Source organism: Bacillus sp. CHD6a (genome assembly GCF_001293645.1).
Taxonomy (GTDB): domain Bacteria; phylum Bacillota; class Bacilli; order Bacillales; family Bacillaceae_I; genus Sutcliffiella_A.
The window spans coordinates 184,293-204,347 of sequence record NZ_LBMD01000010.1 but is presented as its reverse complement, the minus strand read 5'-3'; the positions used below and the strand labels follow the sequence as shown (position 1 = coordinate 204,347).

The 20,055-nt window shown below is 38.1% G+C and carries 21 protein-coding genes and 2 riboswitches; of the genes, 14 read left to right on the top strand and 7 right to left on the bottom strand.

Translation table 11 applies throughout. The annotated features are described in order from the left end of the window. Window positions 1-43: 43 nt before the first annotated feature. Together AAV98_RS09855 and AAV98_RS09850 are read right to left on the bottom strand one after the other, a co-directional pair. Window positions 44-1,231 (bottom strand): chromate transporter, encoded by a 1,188-nt coding sequence (locus tag AAV98_RS09855; RefSeq protein ID WP_060665376.1) that lies wholly within the window; start codon window positions 1,229-1,231, stop codon window positions 44-46. Beyond that, complete coding sequence (locus AAV98_RS09850; protein WP_060665375.1) at window positions 1,218-1,547, bottom strand: PadR family transcriptional regulator; 330 nt, start codon at window positions 1,545-1,547, stop codon at window positions 1,218-1,220. Before AAV98_RS09850 ends, AAV98_RS09855 begins: the two co-directional genes overlap by 14 nt. A gap of 517 nt (window positions 1,548-2,064) precedes the next feature. Here AAV98_RS09850 and AAV98_RS09845 point away from each other — a divergent pair. The 7 genes from AAV98_RS09845 (at window position 2,065) to AAV98_RS09820 (ending at window position 6,843) form a co-directional block, all read left to right on the top strand. Continuing rightward, on the top strand, window positions 2,065-2,502 hold the full coding sequence (locus AAV98_RS09845; RefSeq protein WP_060665374.1) for a DUF6376 family protein: 438 nt from the start codon (window positions 2,065-2,067) through the stop codon (window positions 2,500-2,502). 27 nt (window positions 2,503-2,529) lie between these two features. Further along, window positions 2,530-3,171 (top strand): serine/threonine protein kinase, encoded by a 642-nt coding sequence (locus tag AAV98_RS09840; protein ID WP_060665373.1) that lies wholly within the window; start codon window positions 2,530-2,532, stop codon window positions 3,169-3,171. Window positions 3,172-3,281: 110 nt separating this feature from the next. Further along, the gene (locus tag AAV98_RS09835) at window positions 3,282-3,806 is read left to right on the top strand and encodes an RNA polymerase sigma factor (protein ID WP_060665372.1); all 525 of its coding nucleotides are present in this window, start codon (window positions 3,282-3,284) and stop codon (window positions 3,804-3,806) included. Beyond that, the gene (locus tag AAV98_RS09830; protein ID WP_060665371.1) at window positions 3,799-5,040 is read left to right on the top strand and encodes a DUF4825 domain-containing protein; all 1,242 of its coding nucleotides are present in this window, start codon (window positions 3,799-3,801) and stop codon (window positions 5,038-5,040) included. Before AAV98_RS09835 ends, AAV98_RS09830 begins: the two co-directional genes overlap by 8 nt. Window positions 5,041-5,225: 185 nt before the next feature. After that, window positions 5,226-5,375 (top strand): hypothetical protein, encoded by a 150-nt coding sequence (locus AAV98_RS20580; protein WP_187442146.1) that lies wholly within the window; start codon window positions 5,226-5,228, stop codon window positions 5,373-5,375. A 197-nt stretch (window positions 5,376-5,572) separates the two neighbouring features. Further along, entirely contained in the window at window positions 5,573-6,208 is a 636-nt protein-coding gene (locus AAV98_RS09825) for an FMN-dependent NADH-azoreductase (RefSeq protein ID WP_060665370.1), read from the top strand. A 161-nt stretch (window positions 6,209-6,369) separates the two neighbouring features. Beyond that, window positions 6,370-6,843: a hypothetical protein gene (locus tag AAV98_RS09820; RefSeq protein ID WP_060665369.1), complete on the top strand. Its 474-nt coding sequence runs from the start codon at window positions 6,370-6,372 to the stop codon at window positions 6,841-6,843. 293 nt (window positions 6,844-7,136) lie between these two features. On the opposite strand, the gene AAV98_RS09815 is transcribed toward AAV98_RS09820, so the two are convergent. Beyond that, window positions 7,137-8,459, bottom strand: a complete 1,323-nt coding sequence (locus AAV98_RS09815) for a TrkH family potassium uptake protein (protein WP_060665368.1) — start codon at window positions 8,457-8,459, stop codon at window positions 7,137-7,139. Window positions 8,460-8,461: 2 nt separating this feature from the next. Next, the gene (locus AAV98_RS09810; protein WP_060665367.1) at window positions 8,462-9,118 is read right to left on the bottom strand and encodes a potassium channel family protein; all 657 of its coding nucleotides are present in this window, start codon (window positions 9,116-9,118) and stop codon (window positions 8,462-8,464) included. Window positions 9,119-9,387: 269 nt separating this feature from the next. After that, window positions 9,388-9,535, bottom strand: a riboswitch (cyclic di-AMP (ydaO/yuaA leader). Window positions 9,536-9,951: 416 nt separating this feature from the next. Here AAV98_RS09810 and AAV98_RS09805 point away from each other — a divergent pair. Then, a complete protein-coding gene (locus AAV98_RS09805; protein ID WP_156317723.1) occupies window positions 9,952-10,527 on the top strand; it encodes a TVP38/TMEM64 family protein in 576 nt (191 codons plus the stop codon). A 125-nt stretch (window positions 10,528-10,652) separates the two neighbouring features. On the opposite strand, the gene AAV98_RS09800 is transcribed toward AAV98_RS09805, so the two are convergent. Then, window positions 10,653-11,018, bottom strand: coding sequence for a hypothetical protein (locus AAV98_RS09800; RefSeq protein ID WP_060665365.1), 366 nt, complete (start codon window positions 11,016-11,018; stop codon window positions 10,653-10,655). A 147-nt stretch (window positions 11,019-11,165) separates the two neighbouring features. Here AAV98_RS09800 and AAV98_RS09795 point away from each other — a divergent pair, with 147 nt between their 5' ends. From AAV98_RS09795 to AAV98_RS09780, 4 genes are all read left to right on the top strand, one after another. Beyond that, window positions 11,166-11,897, top strand: a complete 732-nt coding sequence (locus tag AAV98_RS09795) for a DUF3784 domain-containing protein (protein ID WP_060665364.1) — start codon at window positions 11,166-11,168, stop codon at window positions 11,895-11,897. Between the two features lie 37 nt (window positions 11,898-11,934). Beyond that, window positions 11,935-12,888 carry a calcium/sodium antiporter gene (locus AAV98_RS09790; protein WP_060665363.1) on the top strand — a complete coding sequence of 318 codons (954 nt, stop codon included), beginning with the start codon at window positions 11,935-11,937 and terminating at the stop codon, window positions 12,886-12,888. Window positions 12,889-12,900: 12 nt separating this feature from the next. Next, complete coding sequence (locus tag AAV98_RS09785; protein ID WP_060665362.1) at window positions 12,901-13,713, top strand: undecaprenyl-diphosphate phosphatase; 813 nt, start codon at window positions 12,901-12,903, stop codon at window positions 13,711-13,713. A gap of 109 nt (window positions 13,714-13,822) precedes the next feature. Then, window positions 13,823-15,358 (top strand): potassium/proton antiporter, encoded by a 1,536-nt coding sequence (locus AAV98_RS09780; RefSeq protein ID WP_060665361.1) that lies wholly within the window; start codon window positions 13,823-13,825, stop codon window positions 15,356-15,358. A 1,026-nt stretch (window positions 15,359-16,384) separates the two neighbouring features. Here the strand turns inward: AAV98_RS09780 and AAV98_RS09770 are convergent. Beyond that, entirely contained in the window at window positions 16,385-17,914 is a 1,530-nt protein-coding gene (locus tag AAV98_RS09770) for an NCS2 family permease (RefSeq protein ID WP_060665359.1), read from the bottom strand. 19 nt (window positions 17,915-17,933) lie between these two features. Beyond that, on the bottom strand, window positions 17,934-18,527 hold the full coding sequence (locus AAV98_RS09765; RefSeq protein ID WP_060665358.1) for a xanthine phosphoribosyltransferase: 594 nt from the start codon (window positions 18,525-18,527) through the stop codon (window positions 17,934-17,936). Window positions 18,528-18,630: 103 nt separating this feature from the next. Beyond that, window positions 18,631-18,732, bottom strand: a riboswitch (purine riboswitch). A gap of 292 nt (window positions 18,733-19,024) precedes the next feature. Between AAV98_RS09765 and AAV98_RS09760 the strand changes: the two genes are divergently transcribed. Both AAV98_RS09760 and AAV98_RS09755 read left to right on the top strand, forming a co-directional pair. Next, complete coding sequence (locus tag AAV98_RS09760; protein ID WP_060665357.1) at window positions 19,025-19,762, top strand: hypothetical protein; 738 nt, start codon at window positions 19,025-19,027, stop codon at window positions 19,760-19,762. Further along, window positions 19,759-20,013, top strand: a complete 255-nt coding sequence (locus AAV98_RS09755; protein ID WP_060665356.1) for a hypothetical protein — start codon at window positions 19,759-19,761, stop codon at window positions 20,011-20,013. Before AAV98_RS09760 ends, AAV98_RS09755 begins: the two co-directional genes overlap by 4 nt. Window positions 20,014-20,055: the final 42 nt, after the last annotated feature.

The following is a 20,055-nucleotide window of genomic DNA, read 5'->3' as shown; positions in this document are numbered from 1 at the left end:
TTGTCCTCACAGGCAAAACTCCTAGCATCTTACATTCCATTAATTAAACAAACAATCCCATCAATGTTCCTCCAATGGCACCTGTTAATACAATCACCCAAGGTGGAAGCTTCCAGTAGACAAGCATACTGAACAAGATTGCTGCAAAAGCAAAATCAATTGGAGCTATAATCGAGCTAGTCCAAATGGGAAAGTAGAAAGCAGAAATTAAAATTCCAACAACCGCCGCATTCACTCCCATTAATGCAGCTTTTACTTTTGAATTGCGGCGCAGCGAATCCCAAAATGGCAAAGTTCCAAGAATTAATAGGAAGGCAGGAAGGAAGATAGCGAATGTTGCTAACAGTCCGCCTTTCCAGCCGTCAATGACTGCACCGATATATGCTGCGAATGTAAATAACGGACCAGGAACTGCCTGTGCAGCACCATAGCCAGCAAGAAATGCTTCTTCACTAATCCAGCCAGTTGGCACGAATTCTCGCTCTAGTAAAGGAAGAACAACATGTCCTCCACCGAATACTAAGGATCCAGAACGGTAGAAACTATCAAACAGTGCCACCCAATTCAATGAAGTAGCTTCTCTTAAAATGGGTAACAAGATAAGTAGACCAAAGAATAGAGTTAAACAGATTACGGCTAAACGCTTGGAAATTGGAAACTCCATCCGAGAGTCATCCGCAGTGATAGTTTGTTTAAATAAGAAATACCCAATGATAGCTGCAACAAGTATTACTCCAACTTGGGAGAATGCTGTTTGCCACAATAACGTAACAACTAGTGCAAATAACGCTATAGCTTTTCTTTTTAAATCAGGGGTCAGGTTGTTTGCCATCCCTAAAATGGCATGAGCAACAACAGCTACTGCAACGATCTTCAATCCATGAATCCATCCTGCATTACCTACATCAAACCCCTGCAGGATGATAGCGAAGATAATTAATGCTAAGACTGAAGGCAGCGTGAATCCTAAAAAGGAAACGATGCCACCAAGAACTCCTGCACGCATTACGCCAATGCCTATTCCAACCTGACTGCTCGCAGGCCCAGGTAAGAATTGACATAAAGCTACAAGGTCGGCATAACTTTTTTCATCCATCCATTTTCTACGGCGTACATATTCATTATGGAAGTAACCGAGATGGGCTACCGGTCCACCGAAAGAAGTAAGACCTAGTCTTGTTGATACCATTAAGATTTCTAATAATGACAGTAATTTGTTAGGTTTCTTCATGTTGATCACCCTCTTTAATTTCTTTAAATAATTCATAAGCTTTTTTTCTTGCTTCATTTAATACGAGATTTCCTTTTTCTGTTGTGGTATAGTTTTTTCTGATCTTACCCTCGACATTTAGGTCCTCCCGATGCAAAAGACCGTCCTTTTCCATCGTGTGTAAGATAGGATACAATGTTCCAGCACTTATAGAGTATCCATGTTCCCTTAATTCTTCTAGCATCCAGGCGCCATAAACGGGTTGTTCTTTTGCGTGATGAAGAATATGGATCTGAATAAAACCGAGGAACAATTTTCTAAGTACTCTTTCTTCCAAATGATGTCCTCCTCTATAAAAAAATAGAAGTTTATCGAAGTATACGAAACCCGATATCGATTTTCGATATTACTATATCACATTTTTTATTATGTCCCAATACGTACTGAAAAACTTTTCACAACCTTTACAAACACTTAGAAAAGTTGACGTTTTCTAAGTGATGGGCTAATATAATAGTAAGAAAAATACGTTATCCCAAAGGGGAGTAGCTTTTTCAGCAAAGTCGTCATTACGGGACATGATGTCCTCGGCTTTGTTGGCAACAATGTGTTGTTAGCGAGACCTTTGTCAGCTTCATTAGTCTGGCAAAGGTCTGTAGTATAGAGGGACCTTTCGCCACTACGGTGAAGGGTCTTTTTGATTTTGGGATGAAAATTTGGGAGGTCATAACGATGATTAAAAAACTATTTAAAGCGTTTATTTTAAAAGAAGGTGCAAAGATTGCGAAAAAGAAGGTCTTGCCAGTGGTAATGAAAGAAGTAAAAAAACGAATAAAGAAATAGGAGGGATTTAGATGCGTAAAATTATTATCTCATTTGCATTGTTATCATCTATTCTATTAAGTGGTTGTTCTGTTTTGGAAGAAGTTAATAGTTCTATGGAATATGTTAATGAGGCAACGGAGCATATTAATACTTGGAAGGACTTTGGAGAGGAAGCACCGCAACTGATCCAGGATGCAGCTTCAGATACCAATGCTAAAGACGAATTAGAAACAAGATTAAATGAAATGCTTGTTGAAATAGATGAGTTTAATAACACGGATGCTCCAGCTATCGCAGAAAGTGTTCATCAGCAGATTGTAGATAAAAACCAAGAACTTCAAGATGTATTGGAAAACGCAATGGTAGACGGGGAAGTGGCGTTAGAGAAACTGCAAAACTCTGAGCTTTACACATTAATTGATGAAGTGACAACCATGATGAACCTCTTGGAGGAATTAGGATCGTAATGTATCTAGGAGAGTAGGGGATGCCAGATGAGGGGAACTATAGAACTTCACCTATCATATCAGCAGCTTGCAGAGTCTGTTGTTTTTAAGCGAACGCATAAAAACGTTATAGTTGATTCTTATGACATTCAGAAGCTTACCATAGCTGGTTCTGGTAGAAGTGCATATGTATTTAAACTAAAAAATACGAGTAAAGTGCTAAAAGTGTTCTATCCTCCTTTTGAGCATCTAGCGAAAAGAGAAGCTCAAATTTATGATAAGCTAAAGGGAATTCCTTACTTCCCTGTAATGCATGATTCAGGGCGGAATTATATTGTCATTGACTATATCGAAGGGTCTACTCTGTTTGAATGCTTGGTAATGGGAAAGCATATTGAAGAAAATGTATTAGAGGAAGTAGATCATGCAATACTGTTAGCCAAAAATAGAGGTCTAAATCCATCGGACATCCATCTTCATAACATACTTATTACCACCGATGGTAAGGTAAAGCTTATCGATGTGGTGCGTTTTGAACAGGATAAACATTGTACGCAATGGGATGATTTAAAGAGAGGGTATCATAAATTTTATAAAAAGAGGATGTTTCCAAAAAAATTACCTTCTAAGTTGTTATTGATGATTGCCTATTTTTATAAAAGAGACCTTTTAAATAGATTTTTCACGTAAGTAGGGCCGTTCCTGGTGAAATAGGAGGGCTCTTTTTTTCGTTTAAACTGCGATAAAATGAAAAAAGATTCGTCTAAACAAATAGAGACTGGAACAAACGGGGGAAAAGGATGTCCAATAAACAAGTCATTTCAGAATGGTTTTACTTATATAGTGATGATATTTATCAATTTCTGTTGTACCGCTTGAACTCCAAACATCATGATGTAGAGGATTTAGTACAAGAAGTGTTTATACGTGCATTAAACAGCCTGGATCATTACAAGGGGGAGGCTTCACCTAAAACATGGCTTTATAGTATTGCAAGAAACATTGCTATTGATGCCCATCGCAAAAAAAAGCGGGATAAATGGAAGTGGTTGTTACAATTTGAAAGCGAAACTGTTCGAGAAAGTACGGAAAAAGATTCACCGGAGCAGTTATTTTTTGTCTCAGAAGAGCAACAGGAATTATTACACGCTATCAGAAGTCTAAAAGAATCTTATCAGGAAGTACTGATTATGAGGAGCATTAAAGAGTTGTCTGTTCAAGAAACCGCAACGGCTATGGGATGGACTGAAAATAAAGTTCGATCCACGCTTCATCGTGCAAAATTGGCTTTGCAAAAAAAGTTGGGAGGGAATGTAATTGAGTAAGGAACTGGATAAAAAGCTTCGAACATTGCCTAAGCCTAAACTAAAAGAAGAAACAAAAAATGAGTTACACCAAGCTATTATGAACCATAAGGGGGATAAGACCCGTGTAGGATGGTTGCCAAAAGTAAGGTCAGCTGCATTAATGACGCTCAGTGTCGTGGCTTTAGCATTATTTTCATTTATTCTCTTTACGGGTACTGATGGAGAACCTCCAAGATCTTCTGCACCTGAGGAAGAGAAAAGTTATGAAAATTATATTGCTTATTTAAAGTCCATTGAGGTTCATGATCAAATAGATGCTGGCAAAGCATTTATTGGCAACCCTGGTGCGCTCGGACAATATCACGGTCAAGTTTTACCCGGAAGATACTATGCGAATGGAATGGAACTTCAAACGAATGAAGAGCAGCCAATGGGAATTCACATGTACTATAAAGTGACAGAAGAGACTTCCGCTAAAGGTTTTGAGAAAGACGTATTTCATGTTTCCAACCTTCCATGGACTATCATATTCAATGCCACGACTTACTTTACATTTTTTATAAATGGAGACTATGTTACTTTTGATATTGATTATTATGGCGAAAATAGAAAATATACATTAACTAGACAGCATGTGGAAGACTTATATGAACGTGACGTAAAGGATTATGTAGATGATCAAGAGTTATGGAATCAGGAAGTAATTGAAAAGACACTTCAAGATGAAAAAAAGGTACAAGATTTTATGGAGAGAATTAGGGTTGCCAATACAGGCTCGAGAGAACCTAAAGATATGGTGACGACTTCCAAAAAATATATAGAAGTAGATGGAAAACGTTATCTTGTACCTTCTGATATGCATAAGGGATCTTCAAAAGTGGATGGAAAAGAAGAAGTTTACACTTTCGCAGATATGTCGTATGAATTTTACGATAAAGGGTGGGGGAAACAGGTACATGTTGCCAGAAGCTTTGACATGTGGGAAACCATTAAAGTTAGAGGGGAACTCCAAACTATTGCATATGATGAGACAACCAAACAATCGACCCTTAGCTTTGCTCCACAGCAATCGCATAGTATGGTTTTTGACGGTGATCTCACGACTAAATACGAACCTGGGGATGTATTAATATTTGAATTTCAATTTGTTCCACTAATAGATGAGACGTATGAGTTTGTTCAATTAGATTATGATGCCGCACTTGCATCCGGGCAAGAATTAGATATAAATGAATATTTACTTGGTGAATAATGTAGTATCAAAGAGCGACTGTCTAGGGCAGTTGTTCTTTTTTATCAAACAAGATAAAGAAAGTGGAAACATGTTATCATTATTGGATGATTTTTCTTTTTGACCCAAAAACATCTATCTAAAAAATGTATAAAATAGTACAATAGTTGTATAAACTAACCATACTATTTTAGGGGGTGTAGTTGATGGAAGGAAAGCCAAACCATTATGATGGCAGTGTCCAGTCCGATTTGAAAGAAAATGTAGCCGATGCTTTGAATGAGTCATTTGTACTGACTGACGATATGAGAAAACATATCGGCGGTAATCCATATATCCTACATAATGAAGAATAAGATCTTTATTTAAGACCTATTATGAGTGGATGATGGGTCTTTTTTTATTGTTAAGAACATGTAACTTGCAAAAACCACACATTTTTTGTATTATTATCTCGAATTAATAATAATTTAATTCAAGATAGTTGGTAAGCTACGGCTTTTCGTAGCAAACTAAAATATACTACTTTAAACTCAGAGAGGAACGATACAAAATGGCAAAAGTTTTATACATCACTGCACATCCACATGATGACACTCAATCTTACAGCATGGCAGTAGGGAAAGCATTTATTGACACTTATAAAGAGGCGAACCAAGCGGATGAAATAGTCCATGTAGATCTATACAAGGAACATATTCCGCATATTGATGCAGATGTATTCAGTGGTTGGGGAAAATTGCAAACCGGTAAAGGGTTTGAAGAACTTTCTGAAGAAGAAAAAGGAAAAGTGAGCAGACTATCCGAGTTAACAGAACAGTTTATCGGAGCAGATAAATATGTGTTTGTAACACCACTTTGGAACTTCTCCTTTCCACCAGTAATGAAGGCATATCTTGATTCCGTTTCTGTTGCAGGTAAAACCTTTAAGTATACAGCAGAAGGTCCTGTTGGTTTGTTAACGGATAAGATAGCAATTCATATCCAGGCGCGCGGAGGTATTTATTCTGAAGGACCTGCTGCAGGAATGGAAATGGGGCATCGTTATTTAACGGTACTTATGCAATTCTTCGGTGTTCCATCATTTGAAGGTATCTTTGTTGAAGGTCATGCAGCAATGCCAGATAAAGCGGAAGAGATTAAAGCGGACGCCATTGCGCGTGCGAAAGATAAAGCACAAACATTTTAAGTTACTAATCAGCCGGGTAGCCACAAGGCTACCCGGTGATAAATTAACCACTTTGAGAGAAATATACTACTTCCTTCAATCCACTCCTCTAGCGTTCCTTTCCTTCATTCAAGTCAAGTGCTATAATGTACCGAAAGAATCTTACATTACATGGAGGCATTATGCTAACTTTTGAAAAAAAACTTGAAATAATACAATCTTTTCCCCAACTAACAAGAAAAGACGTATCTCTTAAACGGGTAAACTTCCAATATGAAGAAAGTCAAAGCGATAAGAAAAACGTAGTTTATCACTTACACCCAAATGGCAACGGTTTTGTTTATGCCAAGGGAATTAAAGGCTATAAAACAGACGACAAAGGAATGGTGAACATTCGTGAGTTTGATGCGGATGAACTGCAAGAACTAATCAAAAAATCCATTGAATTGTTGGGAAGAGAGTATGAAGTAGAAATAGATACAGAGGAATTTGAAGAAGAACGATGGGCAAATGATGAAGGGCATTCTTTAAATGTGGTATTGGAAGACGATATGTGGAATGTTTATGCTGGAAAAAATTTGGACGGAACTTTTCCTTCTTATAATGAAGCAAAGCAGTATTTGATGGAGGAAGGATTCCGGAAAAGATACTATTAATATTTTCAACACGGCTGTTGATTTCTGCAAAGGGGTGCGCTTTCCTGGAGGAGAGCATCCTAGGAAAGCATGAAGCCACTGAAAAAGTCTTGATTATAATATTTTATAAACACCGCTGTTGATTTCCGCAAATGGCTTCGCTTTCCTAGGGGCCCTGGTGGAGCCTCCTCGGCTACGCCTGCCCTAGTGCTAGCTCCCTCAGGAGTCTTCGCCTTTTGCTCCAATCAACAGCTATGTTTTTTTTTCTCTACAAAAAATAAAGCTCCCAACGTTTGTTGATGGGAGCTTTTTTTTTATCCTGTAAGCAGGTCCTCGTTTGGATATCTTACTTTAGCAGGTTTTGGTTTCGCTAGGGAATAGGCCAAGGTTAGTGGTCCAAGTTTTCCAAGCAACATAATAAAAACAATGACGCATTTTCCGATATCTGTTAAATCTCCCGTAATCCCCATTGATAAACCCACAGTACCAAAAGCTGAAATTACTTCAAATAATAATAAGAGAAATTCTGCTTGTTCCGTTATCGTCAGGATGAACAAAGAGAAGAAAATGAATAATATACTGATGGTTGAGATCGCGAGCGCTTTTATTACATAATTTTGGTGAATAGATCGTTTGAAAATGACAATTTCATGCTTTCCTTTTATAAAAGTGTTCACAGCTAAAATAATAATAACAAATGTTGTGAGTTTGATTCCTCCACCTGTTGAAGTACTCCCTGCTCCAATAAACATAAGCAGAAGCGTCCATATAATAGAGGGGGTTTCCATAGATCCTATGTCTATTGTGTTAAAGCCGGCGGTTCGAGTTGTAACCGCTTGAAAATAAGATGCCCATATTTTTTCCATGAAGGTGAAGTTTCCTAGAGTATTAGGATTGAAGTATTCCAACACAAAGAATACAAACATAGCAAGAATATTAATACCTAATGTTCCAAATAGCATGATCTTTGTATGAAGGGTAAGCTTACGAAATTCCTTTGTATACCAGAGATCGGTCAGTACAGTGAATCCAATACCACCAATGATGAAAAGAAAAGAAATGACAATGTTTACAACAGGATCTCCAACATATTGCATTAAGCTATCAGACCAAATGGAAAAACCAGCATTATTGAATGCGGAAATAGCATGGAAGACACTGTAATAAAAGCCATCCCACCATCCGTACTCAGGAATCCATCTATAAGACAATAGTAATACTGCTATTCCTTCAATAAGGAAAGAGAAAATAATAATTCTTCTGACCAGTAAGATAATCCCTCCAACAGATGTTTGGTTCAGTGCCTGTTGTAAAATTAACCTTTCTTGAAAACCGATTTTTTTCCCAAGCATGATAAAAATCAGGACTGCAAACGTCATAATACCAATTCCGCCCACTTGGATCAGAGACAAGATAACAATTTGGCCAAATAAGGTGTATGCAGTGCCGGTATCGACGACAGCAAGCCCTGTAACCGTCATTGCAGAAGTGGCAGTAAATAAGGCATCAACTAGTGTAATGGATTCCGTTGTGGAAAACGGTAACTTCAATAGCAACGTGCCTAGAAGTCCAAAAAAGATAAAGACCACAATCAATAGCTGCGGTGGACTGAGATTAATAAATCGATTGCGCCACATGGTTAGATTCCTACATCTTCAAAACGGTGAATGTCTTCATTCCGTCCAAGGATGATGAGTAAATCCCCTTCTCGGATAATTTCATCTGCGGGAGGCGAGATAATGATATCTCCATCTCTTTGTATTCCGATAAGCGTACATCCGAACCTGGCACGCAGATCTAAGTCTGTCAGGCTCTTGTTACTTACTTTTATAGTCGCGAAAAGCTCGGCGATGCAATGGTTATCAGACAGCTCGATGTAGTCGAAGATTTTATCTGACACAACATGGTGGGCAACCCTTTTGGCCATGTCCCGTTCAGGCTGGATGATACGGTCCACACCGATCTTCTCTAGAACCTTTTGATGATATTTATTGGTTGCCTTTACCCACACTTGTTTTATGCCCATCTCTTTTAGAAGCAAGCTAGTAAGAATACTTGATTCGATGTCATCACCCATGGATACAATGGCATGATCGAAATTTCGGATTCCTAGGGAATTAAGTGTGGCTTCGTCTGTTGCATTTGCCTGAACGGCATGTGTTGCATATTCGCTTATTTTATTGATGTTGTCTTCGTTTTTGTCAATAGCGAGGACTTCTACTCCAAGTGTGGAGAATTCTTCCACGATGCTGCCTCCGAAACGACCTAATCCAATGACAACAAATTGCTTTTTCATTATTATTCCTTCTCTCTTGAAAAATGGGGGCGGGTTTAAACTCCATGTTTTCTTTTGTTCCGGTTGTTCGCTTTCCTAGGGGTGGTGCTTGAGCCTCACTACGTTGCGGGGTCTCAAGCTACCGCTATCTCCCTTTGGAATCTCACACCCTTCACTTCAATCAACATGGGGGTTACCCAGACTTACAAATTACATATTCCCGTTCTAGAAACATCAGAAAGAGACCAATCTTTGCAACTCAAAGAATGGTCTCTTTTATAACAATCAGACCCTTCTCTCAATACGCTTACGAGGTTAGCTGTCGGGTTAGAGGATGAGAGTCCTCTTCGCATGTACGATTCACCCCTAGATATACCGACATTTATCAGGATATCAATATGGTTCCCCCGCTCTGTAAAGATTAAGCAATAGGTTAAAATGTATGAAATGATGATACTTAATTTACTCCCCTTTTTTCGATTCGTCAATAGGGTATTTGTAAAAATTATGTAAAGCGTTTTCAACCTGAAAACTGTGGCAGAAAAATGTCCCACTAAAAAATTTACTAGCAGGGGGAGGGTAAGATGGTACTTTATTACGATAAAATTGCTATAATTATGTAAAGCACTCTAGGAAAGTGGAAATCAATAACAAATTACTCATTTTGTGTTCATATTCTTATAAATATTTGTATATGGTAGAAATCAGTAGCTATCTTTAACTAAGATCAGGTAGGGGAGGGAGCGTCAATACACACTCATAAAATCTGGAGGATAGTAACCTTCATCGCCGTAGTATGTTCTTTGATATGGGTTGTTCAAACAGAATGGTTTTCCATTTTTAAAAGTGGTGACATGGAACAAATACAGTTGATGTTGGAAGAGGAAATATATTTCTTGCTATTATTAACCTTCTCATTAATGCTCATTCAAAACCTCTTTACGCTTATACCAATTGTGGGGATAATTGTCATCAATATTGCTTTGTTTGGGCTTGTATGTGGATATATATGGAGTCTTGCTACTAGTTTAATTGGGGCGTTGGTTGCGTTTGTCGTCTTTCGTTATTGGTTTCAATCGCTCCTTATTAACAAAGTTAAAAAATCGTATTTAGAAAAGCTGGAACAGAATGGTATCCTGTTTGTTTTATTCTTGCGACTGATCCCATTTGTTCCTTCTAGTTTAATTAATATTACAGGCGGAGTAAGTTCCATTAGATTAATGCCCTTTTTAATAGCGACTTTCATAGGAAATGCACTTTATTTATTTTTATTAAGTTTTGTTGCCAACGGACTGTTATCAGCAGAAATGGAGGGCTATATGTTTGTTGCTCTAGTTGTTGCAATATTGCCGAGCATCTATCTGTACCGATATCTTAAACAGAAAAGTGGGATAGTCGAAAACCAGAAAAAAAAGGTAAGGGGCGGATAAAAAGACCGGGCGGAATTCTGCCCGGTCTTTTTGTCTAAAACTAGGAAAGTATTTAATACGGTTGATCCATTTGCGGCAAGGAACAGCGGCGATAAACTAATAACAAGAGTTGTTTATCTTTATACTTATTCGTTCCTCTTAACCTTTCGTTGATAGAAAATAAAAATAGGTAGTGGGATGATAATCCAACCAAAGCTCTTTATCAATGTATTCCAGGCCATTTCCTTGTTTCGGTCTTTTTCTTGAGCCACTACTGTGTTATATTCGGCAAGCAGCTCGTCATCATCAATGTCTGGTTCAGAAATCGGTTTGCCTGCATTATCATATTTTGTTTTGTTGGCAATTTTCATCTCCTTATATTCGCTATAAGTCTGATAATAGCTAGAAGGTGAGACAATATCTGCAATTGCCATGAATGCAGCGACACTTCCTCCGATGGTCATCATTAAGGTCATGAACAAGACTACATAGTAATAGACTACTCTTACCATATCAAAGCTCCTTTCTTATCCTTGTTGGCAGCACTTCCGCTGCGGTTATCACAACCAACCTATTATTAGGATATTTAAAAAACGAAACATATAGAATGTAAAAAACGTATAAAAAGAAAAGAATAAAGGGTGAAGGAGGTAAAATAAATGTTGATATTATTTTTTATACAGCTGTTGGTGGTGCTGATATTTTTATTAATCGGATGGGCTATTGTAAAAAAAGAAGCTTACGGACTGATATCAAGTTTTCGTTCTCGTCCTAAAGAAGAACAAGAAGAATTGATCTATAATGGCTATCCGCAAAGAACAGGAAAACTACTAATTTTAACTGCAATCGTTTTACTATTGTTACTACCGTTATTTTTTACTGCTTTCTCCTATGCTTTAGAAGTTCAAATAGGGGTAATGGTTATTATGTTGTTGGGAGGATTCATTTACCTATCCAAATTTGAAGTTCCCCAAAAACGAAAAAAAAGTTACATCATTAGCACCTCCGTTGCTGTCGTAACGTTTGGCATATTGTTTGTTGTTTTCTTCTTAGGGTTTCAAGAGGCTGAGTTAACTTTGAATGAAGATTCATTTGAAATTAGCGGTGTTTATGGAGATCAGTGGAACTATGAGGAGATCATCCAGGTCGAGCTACTAGAAGAAATGCCTGAAGTTGTCATTAGCTCAAACGGATATGGAATGCAATCCATCTCTAAAGGACATTTTAAGGTGAAAGATTTTGGTAGCAGCTTGCTGTTTATTTATAAAAATCATTCTCCCTATATATTCATTAAAACAATGGAAGATACAATCTTCATTAACTCAGAAGATGCAGAAAAAACAAAAGATTGGTATCATCAATTAGTAGAGCAGTCTGGTAAAGCAAAATAGAATATTCATTTATTTTCCAAGAAGGGAAAGTTAGATCATGACCTATTTATTGTTAGTTGTCGGTTTTGCATTGTTAATAAAAGGAGCGGATTGGTTTGTAGATGGTGCTTCTAGCATTGCCAAGATTCTCCGTATTTCCCCGTTATTGATTGGGTTGACCATTGTGGCATTTGGAACAAGTTCGCCAGAAGCGACAGTAAGTATTCTGGCAGCGTTAGAAGGAAGTGCAGAAGTCTCACTGGGGAATGTTATTGGTAGTAATATCTTTAATATTACCCTTGTAGTAGGACTAACAGCATTGTTGAATCCATTAAAGGTAGAGAGTGAGACGATCCGAAAGGAAATTCCTTTTACCTTATTAGGAAGTGCTGTGCTACTTGTATTAATCAGTGATATTGCCCTGCAAGGTTTTTCTGAAAACTTGCTTACTAGAAGTGATGGGTTAATATTTCTATTGATTTTCTCTGTGTTTATGTATTATATTTTTGAAGTTGCAAGAAATAACCGGGATAAAATTCCTGTGGAAGAAACTTCTGAGAAACCAACTTGGGGTAAGAATCTCTTTCGAACTGTCATAGGGCTTGCTGCCATCATTTTTGGCGGAGAATTAGTTGTGAGAAATAGTACGGATATTGCTGTATCATTAGGTATGAGTCAAACACTTGTTGGATTGACTATAGTAGCGATTGGTACCTCCTTACCAGAGCTTGTTACATCTATTACGGCAGCGATCAAGAAACAAAGTGAAATTGCCCTTGGTAATATCGTAGGGAGCAATATTTTTAATATTTTATTTGTACTGGGAACTTCGTCACTGATAACTCCGCTTCCCGTTAATAGCAAAATATTTGTTGATATCGGTCTTTTAGTAGTGTTAACTGTGATTCTCTTAGTATTTTCAAGAACAAATTTCCGGATAGGGAAAATAGAAGGAACCTTTCTTGCTATAGCGTACGTCTTATATTTGGTATATATTATTTTAAGAAATTGAGGTTTAACCGGTATGGAAGATATTTTGGTTTTATTAAAGTACATTTTACTTGGGATCTTTCAGGGAATTACAGAACCAATCCCTGTTTCTTCAAGTGGCCATGTGATGATATTGCAAAATCTACTGGGGATGGAACTGGAAGGTTTAACATTTGAGATTGTTGTCAATGCAGCATCCTTGGTAGCTATTCTTATCATTTATCGTGAATCAATAACAAGACTCTTCTTTGGTGCACTGAGATTTATGGCCAAAAAAGACAAGGAAGATAAAGCTGATTTTATGTTTGTCATCTACTTGATTATAGGTACCATACCAGCAGGAGTGATTGGTGTAGTATACGGTGATGTAATATCAGATGCTTTGGAAAATATTAAAGTTATCGGTATTACGCTGATTGTAACAGGGATAGCACTCTGGCTAATACGTAACCTCCGAGGTAGAAAGAATGATGCGGAACTTTCCTTTAAGGATGCAATTATTGTAGGGTTGGCTCAGGCGGTTGCCTTGATTCCTGGAATAAGTCGTTCTGGAGCAACCATTGTTGCTGCAATGGCTCGAGGAATGAAACAGGAGACAGCTTTAAGATTTTCTTTCTTGCTTTTTATCCCTGTTAGTGTGGGGAGTATCCTGTTAGCAATAAAAGATATCTTGGGGATGGATAATGTAAATGAAATTCTTTTACCTTACTCCTTGGCATTCATTGCTTCACTTATAGCCTCATATTTCTCATTAAAATGGTTTATGGGAATAATGGCCAGAGGCAATTTAATTTATTTTTCTATATATTGTTTTATTGTCGGAACGTTAGTAGTTCTTTTCTTATAGCTTTATTTAAAAACACCGCTTTCGAGTGGTGTTTTGTCATAGCGTAAGCCGTGTTTCTAAAATACGGTATGCTATAATTAATATTACTTTTTATTAAAGGTGGGGGGACATGGTACAAGGTGCATTTAATGTAGATTATTTTATTTTGCTTACCGCATTTCTTCTGATTGTTGGAGTTATAACAACCAAATTCTCTTCAAAACTAGGTGTTCCAGCCCTTGTATTGTTCATCATCGTTGGAATGATGGCAGGGAGTGATGGACTGGGTATTATTTATTTTGACAATGTAAAGTATGCTCAATTAATTGGTATCTTTGCGCTTGTCATTATCTTGTTTGAGGGTGGTTTGCAAACAAAATGGGGAACCGTTCGCAAGGTTATCAAACCATCTTTATCATTAGCTACAATTGGTGTAATTTTGACTTCTGCACTGGTCGCAGCATCTGCTAAGCTTATCCTCGATGTGTCTTGGTTAGAAGCATTCCTGTTTGGAGCAATCGTTGGATCAACAGATGCAGCAGCAGTTTTTGCAGTGCTAAAAGGACAGAACATTAAAGCTCGAATGGGAGCCACGCTTGAGGCTGAGTCTGGTACCAATGATCCGATGGCAGTGTTTTTGACATTATCCTTTATTGAATTACTTACTGCCTCTAATCCCAGTTACATAGGGTTCATCGGTAGCTTCTTCTGGCAGATGGGAATTGGTTTATTATTGGGATTAGGACTTGGTAAGCTTGCTTCCTATTCCATTAATAAGATAAATTTAGATTCCTCAGGTTTATATCCTGTCTTTGCCATGGCATTTGCGCTCTTAACGTATAGTATCGCAGCATTGATAGGAGCAAGTGGACTATTAGCAGTGTATGTGGCTGCGTTAATCATAGGGAACAATGAATTGACCTATCGACAATCGATTTTCCGCTTTAATGAAGGGTTTGCGTGGATGATGCAAATTCTGATGTTTATCATATTGGGGTTATTGGTCTTCCCGGGTCAATTGTTCCAATGGGACATCATGCTTAAAGGGTTGTTATTATCGGTGATCTTGATTGTTGTAGCTAGACCAGTAGCGGTTTTCCTTTCCACCATAGGAATGAATTTCAGTATAAAAGAAAAAGTGTTTCTATCTTGGGCAGGTCTCCGTGGAGCCGTACCAATTGTTCTCGCTACATTTCCGATGATTGCAGGCATTCCAAATGCTCAACTGTTCTTTAATGTAGTATTCTTCGTCGTCTTGACCTCCACTCTAGTTCAAGGATCAACGATTACGATGCTTGCAAAAAAATTAGATTTAACTGGCCCTAAGAAGATTGCACCTATTCATTCATTGGAGTTGGTTTCTATCGGTAAAGCAAATGCGGAGATTATAGAGTTCCAAGTGGAAGAAGATCTAGAAATGGTCGGGAAGACACTTGCTGAACTGGAATTTCCGGATAAAACGCTTATTAATGCCATCATTAGAGCGGGAATTCTTGTAACTCCATCAGGTGATACGGTTATTAGAGATAAGGATTTCTTGTATATTCTTACCGCTAGACACAGTAAACTTGCTTTAGAAGATTTCCTCAAAAAGAAAAAAGCAATCGAACCAGATTTAGAAGAAGAAGAGTTAAGCGAAAAAGAAGAAGTAAAAGAAACCGTCTAAAAACAAGGATAGCCTACTGGTTATCCTTGTTTTATTATTTATTACATGAGATGAGGTGTAAAATACTGTTGATTACCGTTCCAAGCGCATCGCTTGCCTGCGGGAGGACCGTCAGCCTCCTCACTCCGCTGTATGCCACTGAAAAACCGATAACGTAAAGTTGTTTATTGGTTCCTAGCTGGTGATTGTAGCAAAAGGCGAAGACTCCTCGAAAATGCTACGCATTTTCTTCGTGCGATGTTTCGCTGCCGAAGCCTTCCTTGTCCTGAGGGAGATAGCGGTAGCTTGGAACCCTGCAGCGGAGGAAGCCACTGAAAAACTGATAACGTAAAATTTTTTATGATTCCTAGCTGGTGATTGTAGCAAAAGGCGAAGACTCCTCGAAAATGCTACGCATTTTCTTCGTGCGATGAATCGCTGCCGAAGCCTTCCTTGTCCTGAGGGAGCTAGCGCTAGGTGGAGACCCCGCAGGCGTAGCGAGGCCACTGAATAACTGAAAACGTAAAGTTTTTATTGATTCCTAGCTGGTGATTGGAGCAAAAGGCGAAGACTCCTGAGGGAGATAGCGCTAGGTGGAGACCCCACAGGCGTAGCCGAGGAGGCTCCAGCAGCGCCCCTAGGAAAGCGAAGCCTTTTGCGGAAATCAACAGCGGTAGCTAAAAAAATTCTAAAATCAATGACTTTTTCAGTGGCCCTGGTGTAGCCGAGGAGGCTCCAGCAGCGCCCCTAGGAAAGCGAAGCCTTTTGCGGAAATTAACAGCGGTGTTTAGTGAAATTTCAAAATCAAGGTCTTTTTCCGTGGCCTCCAGTGGAGAATAACCAAGAAACTAAAAAGGAACCGGACGGTTTTGCACGGAGGATTGATTTTTATTAAAGATCTCTATGTACTGTTGCTTGATAGACATACTTTAGCCCACTCTCAAAGTATAGGATAAAGGTAGTTTTTCAAAATAAATAATAATGATACACGAACTACTAAAATGAACAAGAACCGGGGATAGTTCCCGGTTCTTGTTACGTTATCACTTATGAAGCTACTTTCTGATTAACGGAAATGTTCTTATCAGAATTTCTTACTATACTTGAAGCATGTTGGAACGAACAATAAACAAGAAATATTGCTACTAACACATAACCAATAACAAAATCCGGTGCCGCGTTCAGAGCTAGCTTTGGAGCATGCATGAATCCGACAAAAGATAAGAAGGCACCAATCAAAGCGAAAGAGGAGGCACGACGGTAATCCTGATCGATAATATAGACAGTAATGGCACCAAGCACAATGGCGGTGAACATGGCTCCTTGACCAAGCGGGACTATTCCTTCAGAAATACCAGAAACAACTTCACCCGCACTGTTATTGAAACGTGTCATTACATAATTAGCGAAGTAAGGCAGCATGGCAATAGCAACTGCTGGAAAGTATTTTTTTTCATTGGATCCAAAGGCTGTTGCCACCATGGAAATTCCGACAAACACGAGTATAGGTGCTACTGCAGCAAGCGGTATAATGGCTGCAAGGGCAGCAATAACTCCTGTCATGGCAGCAATTCCGAAGACAATTGCATTCAGTATGCTATATCCTCTACCTGCCCCCATCCATTTAGAACCTACTGTTGCGATGTAAACTGTAGTAGGGAAGAGTCCGCCAAAAATAGCCCCAAGCATTGTTCCAACTCCATCCACAGCTTGACATTCACGAACATCATAAGAGTCTCCTTCTGCAGCCATGGCATCCACGTTATTCATCGTTTCAATGGCATTATATAAAGTAATAGGAAGGATGATTGCTAATAAACCAATAAGTGCTCCAAACAGGTAAGTCATCCCCTCAAAAGCTGCCAAAGAAGGCAATAGTGGATAAAATCCAATGTTATCTAATCCATCTGCTATTTTAGATGGGGATTGATAGCCTAATGTGAAAGCTAGAACAGTACCGATGATAACCGCAAACAGGGAAGCAGGGATTTTGAAAGGCATGGACACTTTTCCAATAACCCCAGCAATGATAATTACTAAAGCCACTAAGCCCACAACAGGAATGGAGAAAGTATTAAAAAGCATCTCCCCAGCAATAAACGTGAGAGCAACACCTGCAAGTGCTCCAAGCATAGCAGCTCGAGGCAGATGATTTCTTACCCAGTTGCCTGTAAAACTAACAAGAGTCTCGATTAAACCGCTTAAAAACGCAGCAGCTACAGCAATTTTCCACGCAAGTTCCGGGTTGCCGGTCAAGGCATTAGCAGGAGCTAATACTCCAAATAGAAAAACAAACATAACTGGGGTACTTATCCCGTAAGAGAGTGCAGTCACATCTGTTCTTCCCTCTTTTTGTGCAAGACGCTTAGCCATGAAGGCATAATATAAATTCCCTACCATAACAGCAACGGCTGCACCAGGGATGACTTTACCAAATACGATGCTCGCAGGAAAACCCATACCAAGCATGGTTACGGCAATGATGACGAAATTTGCCAGGTTGTTTTGAAAAAGGGCGAAGAATGCATCTGTATCTTCTTTTTTATACCATGGGTAATGTACAGAACTAGTTTTCATAAAATGACCTCCAAATAGGTTAGTTTTTGACACTGATGGGATCTTCCACAAATGTTATATGTCCGTCTTGTAACGATTTGATTCTTGCGAGTGATTCCACACGATATCCACTATCCTCTAGAATCTGTCGTCCAGGCTGGAAGGTTTTTTCAATGACAATACCAATACCTACTACAGACGCACCTGCTTGTTTCACTACATCAATTAAACCATTTGCAGCCTGACCATTTGCCAGGAAATCATCAATTATTAGGACTCTATCGTTTTCAACTAAGAATTCTTTTGCCACTGTGATTTCACTTGTTTCTTGTTTGGTAAAAGAGAAAACTTCGCTAGTATAAACATTATCTTTCAAGGTTAGTGATTTTTTCTTTCTTGCAAAAATTAGTGGAACACCAAGTGTATGAGCAGCGAAAAAACTTGGTGCAATTCCTGAAGACTCAATGGTGATGACTTTATTAATGTTTGCATCGGAAAATCGTTTCGCAAATTCTTTACCTATCTCAATCATTAAATCAGTGTCGATTTGATGATTTAAGAAAGTATTCACTTTTAACACACCGTTTAGTAAAACCGTCCCTTTTTCAAGAATGGTTTGCTGTAGAAGTTTCATGTATATTCCTCCTTGAAAATAAAAAATCCCGAAAGTTGTAAGCGGCAAAAGATCTACAAGTGACCACTTTTAACTTTCAGGAATGCAAATAAATTAGAATTGGAAAATTTAAAGTATCACTCGTAGTCAAGCCATTTACGGTAGCTTGGTAGAAACTTGTAGGCCATATTCCCACTATTATACGAGTTAATTATTAGATTGTTTGGTTTATGAAGTGATTATATAGGAAAAAGATCGCTTTGCAAAGTGTTTTTATAGAAAAACACGAATGAAAATATAAAAATGATAGAATCGATTCGGGAAATGTTGAGAATGAAGCTGTGATTAAAAATGCTAGAATTAATAGTTTTCATGAAAGTGGTCAATTAAATGTATGAATGATTGCACGAAAATCATATTCATTTTCCCAATAGTCTTTGATTATCATTTACCTTAAAATGGAATTAGGGCTTTGAAACTATATTTTGTTTGCAGTTATGGAACAGGGGGTAAAGATTTTGAAGAAAATACTCTTGCTCATTTCATTGGCAAGTATGATAGTGATCATTGCTTATTCAATCTATGAATATACCCAATTTACTATATTAAACACTGAAAGAGACATCACTGATTTCATCCAAGAACATTTAGGGGAATTGGATAAAAAGCCGTTGCTTTTGGAAACGTATCCCATTAAACATACGATGAAAGTGGTTGCTACATTTGAACATAATGAAAATCAACTAGGAGCTGTTATTTTTCATAAAGGTTTTTATGGGAAATTGAAACTAGAAAAAATAATGCTCGACAGTTCCTTTTATTCGGAAATAATAGAGACGAAGAAAGGAACGTTTATTCTGTTCATAGGAGAAAATAAACAAACTGCAATACAGACCATTGTGACTGATATCGTTAGCAGTGGGGAAAGAGTGAGGTTAACTGTTCCTCCACAAAAATATTTTTCCCAGATTCAGAAAATAGAAGATTTCACAAAAATTGATACTGAACCTACTTATATTTACCGAACACTGAAAGAAGCTATTTCAGGTACTAATAGTAAGCAGGGGATGGAGTTGATGTTTGTAGATGAAGCGCATCAATCCTTTTTAATATATTCGGAAGAGAATTCAGTTTTAAAAACGATCCTTGGTGCTTATAAGTTTAATGAGCACGGCTTTGAAGTAACGGGGATGGAGAGAGCGAACTTCTATTCGATGAAAGAAGATAAAGACTTCTGTTTTGAGGAAAAAAAGTGAACGGTGACACTATTGAGCATACGTATATTCATGGGTTGATACCAAGTCATGAAGAAGTACAAAAAGTGGTGTTGGAAGTACAAAGGAAAGAGGAAGTAATTTACAAAATTTCAAGCGATGTCGTTGAAAATCAATTTTTTCTGCATATATCTTCACCAAAGCTTCTAGAAACGGATGCAAAGGTCATAAAGAAGTTTCATTTGTATAATAAAGAGGGAAAGTATATCCGGACAGAATCAAAAGCTGGCTGAATCGCTGGCTTTAATTTGTTTTTTAGATTTAGGTAGGAATTG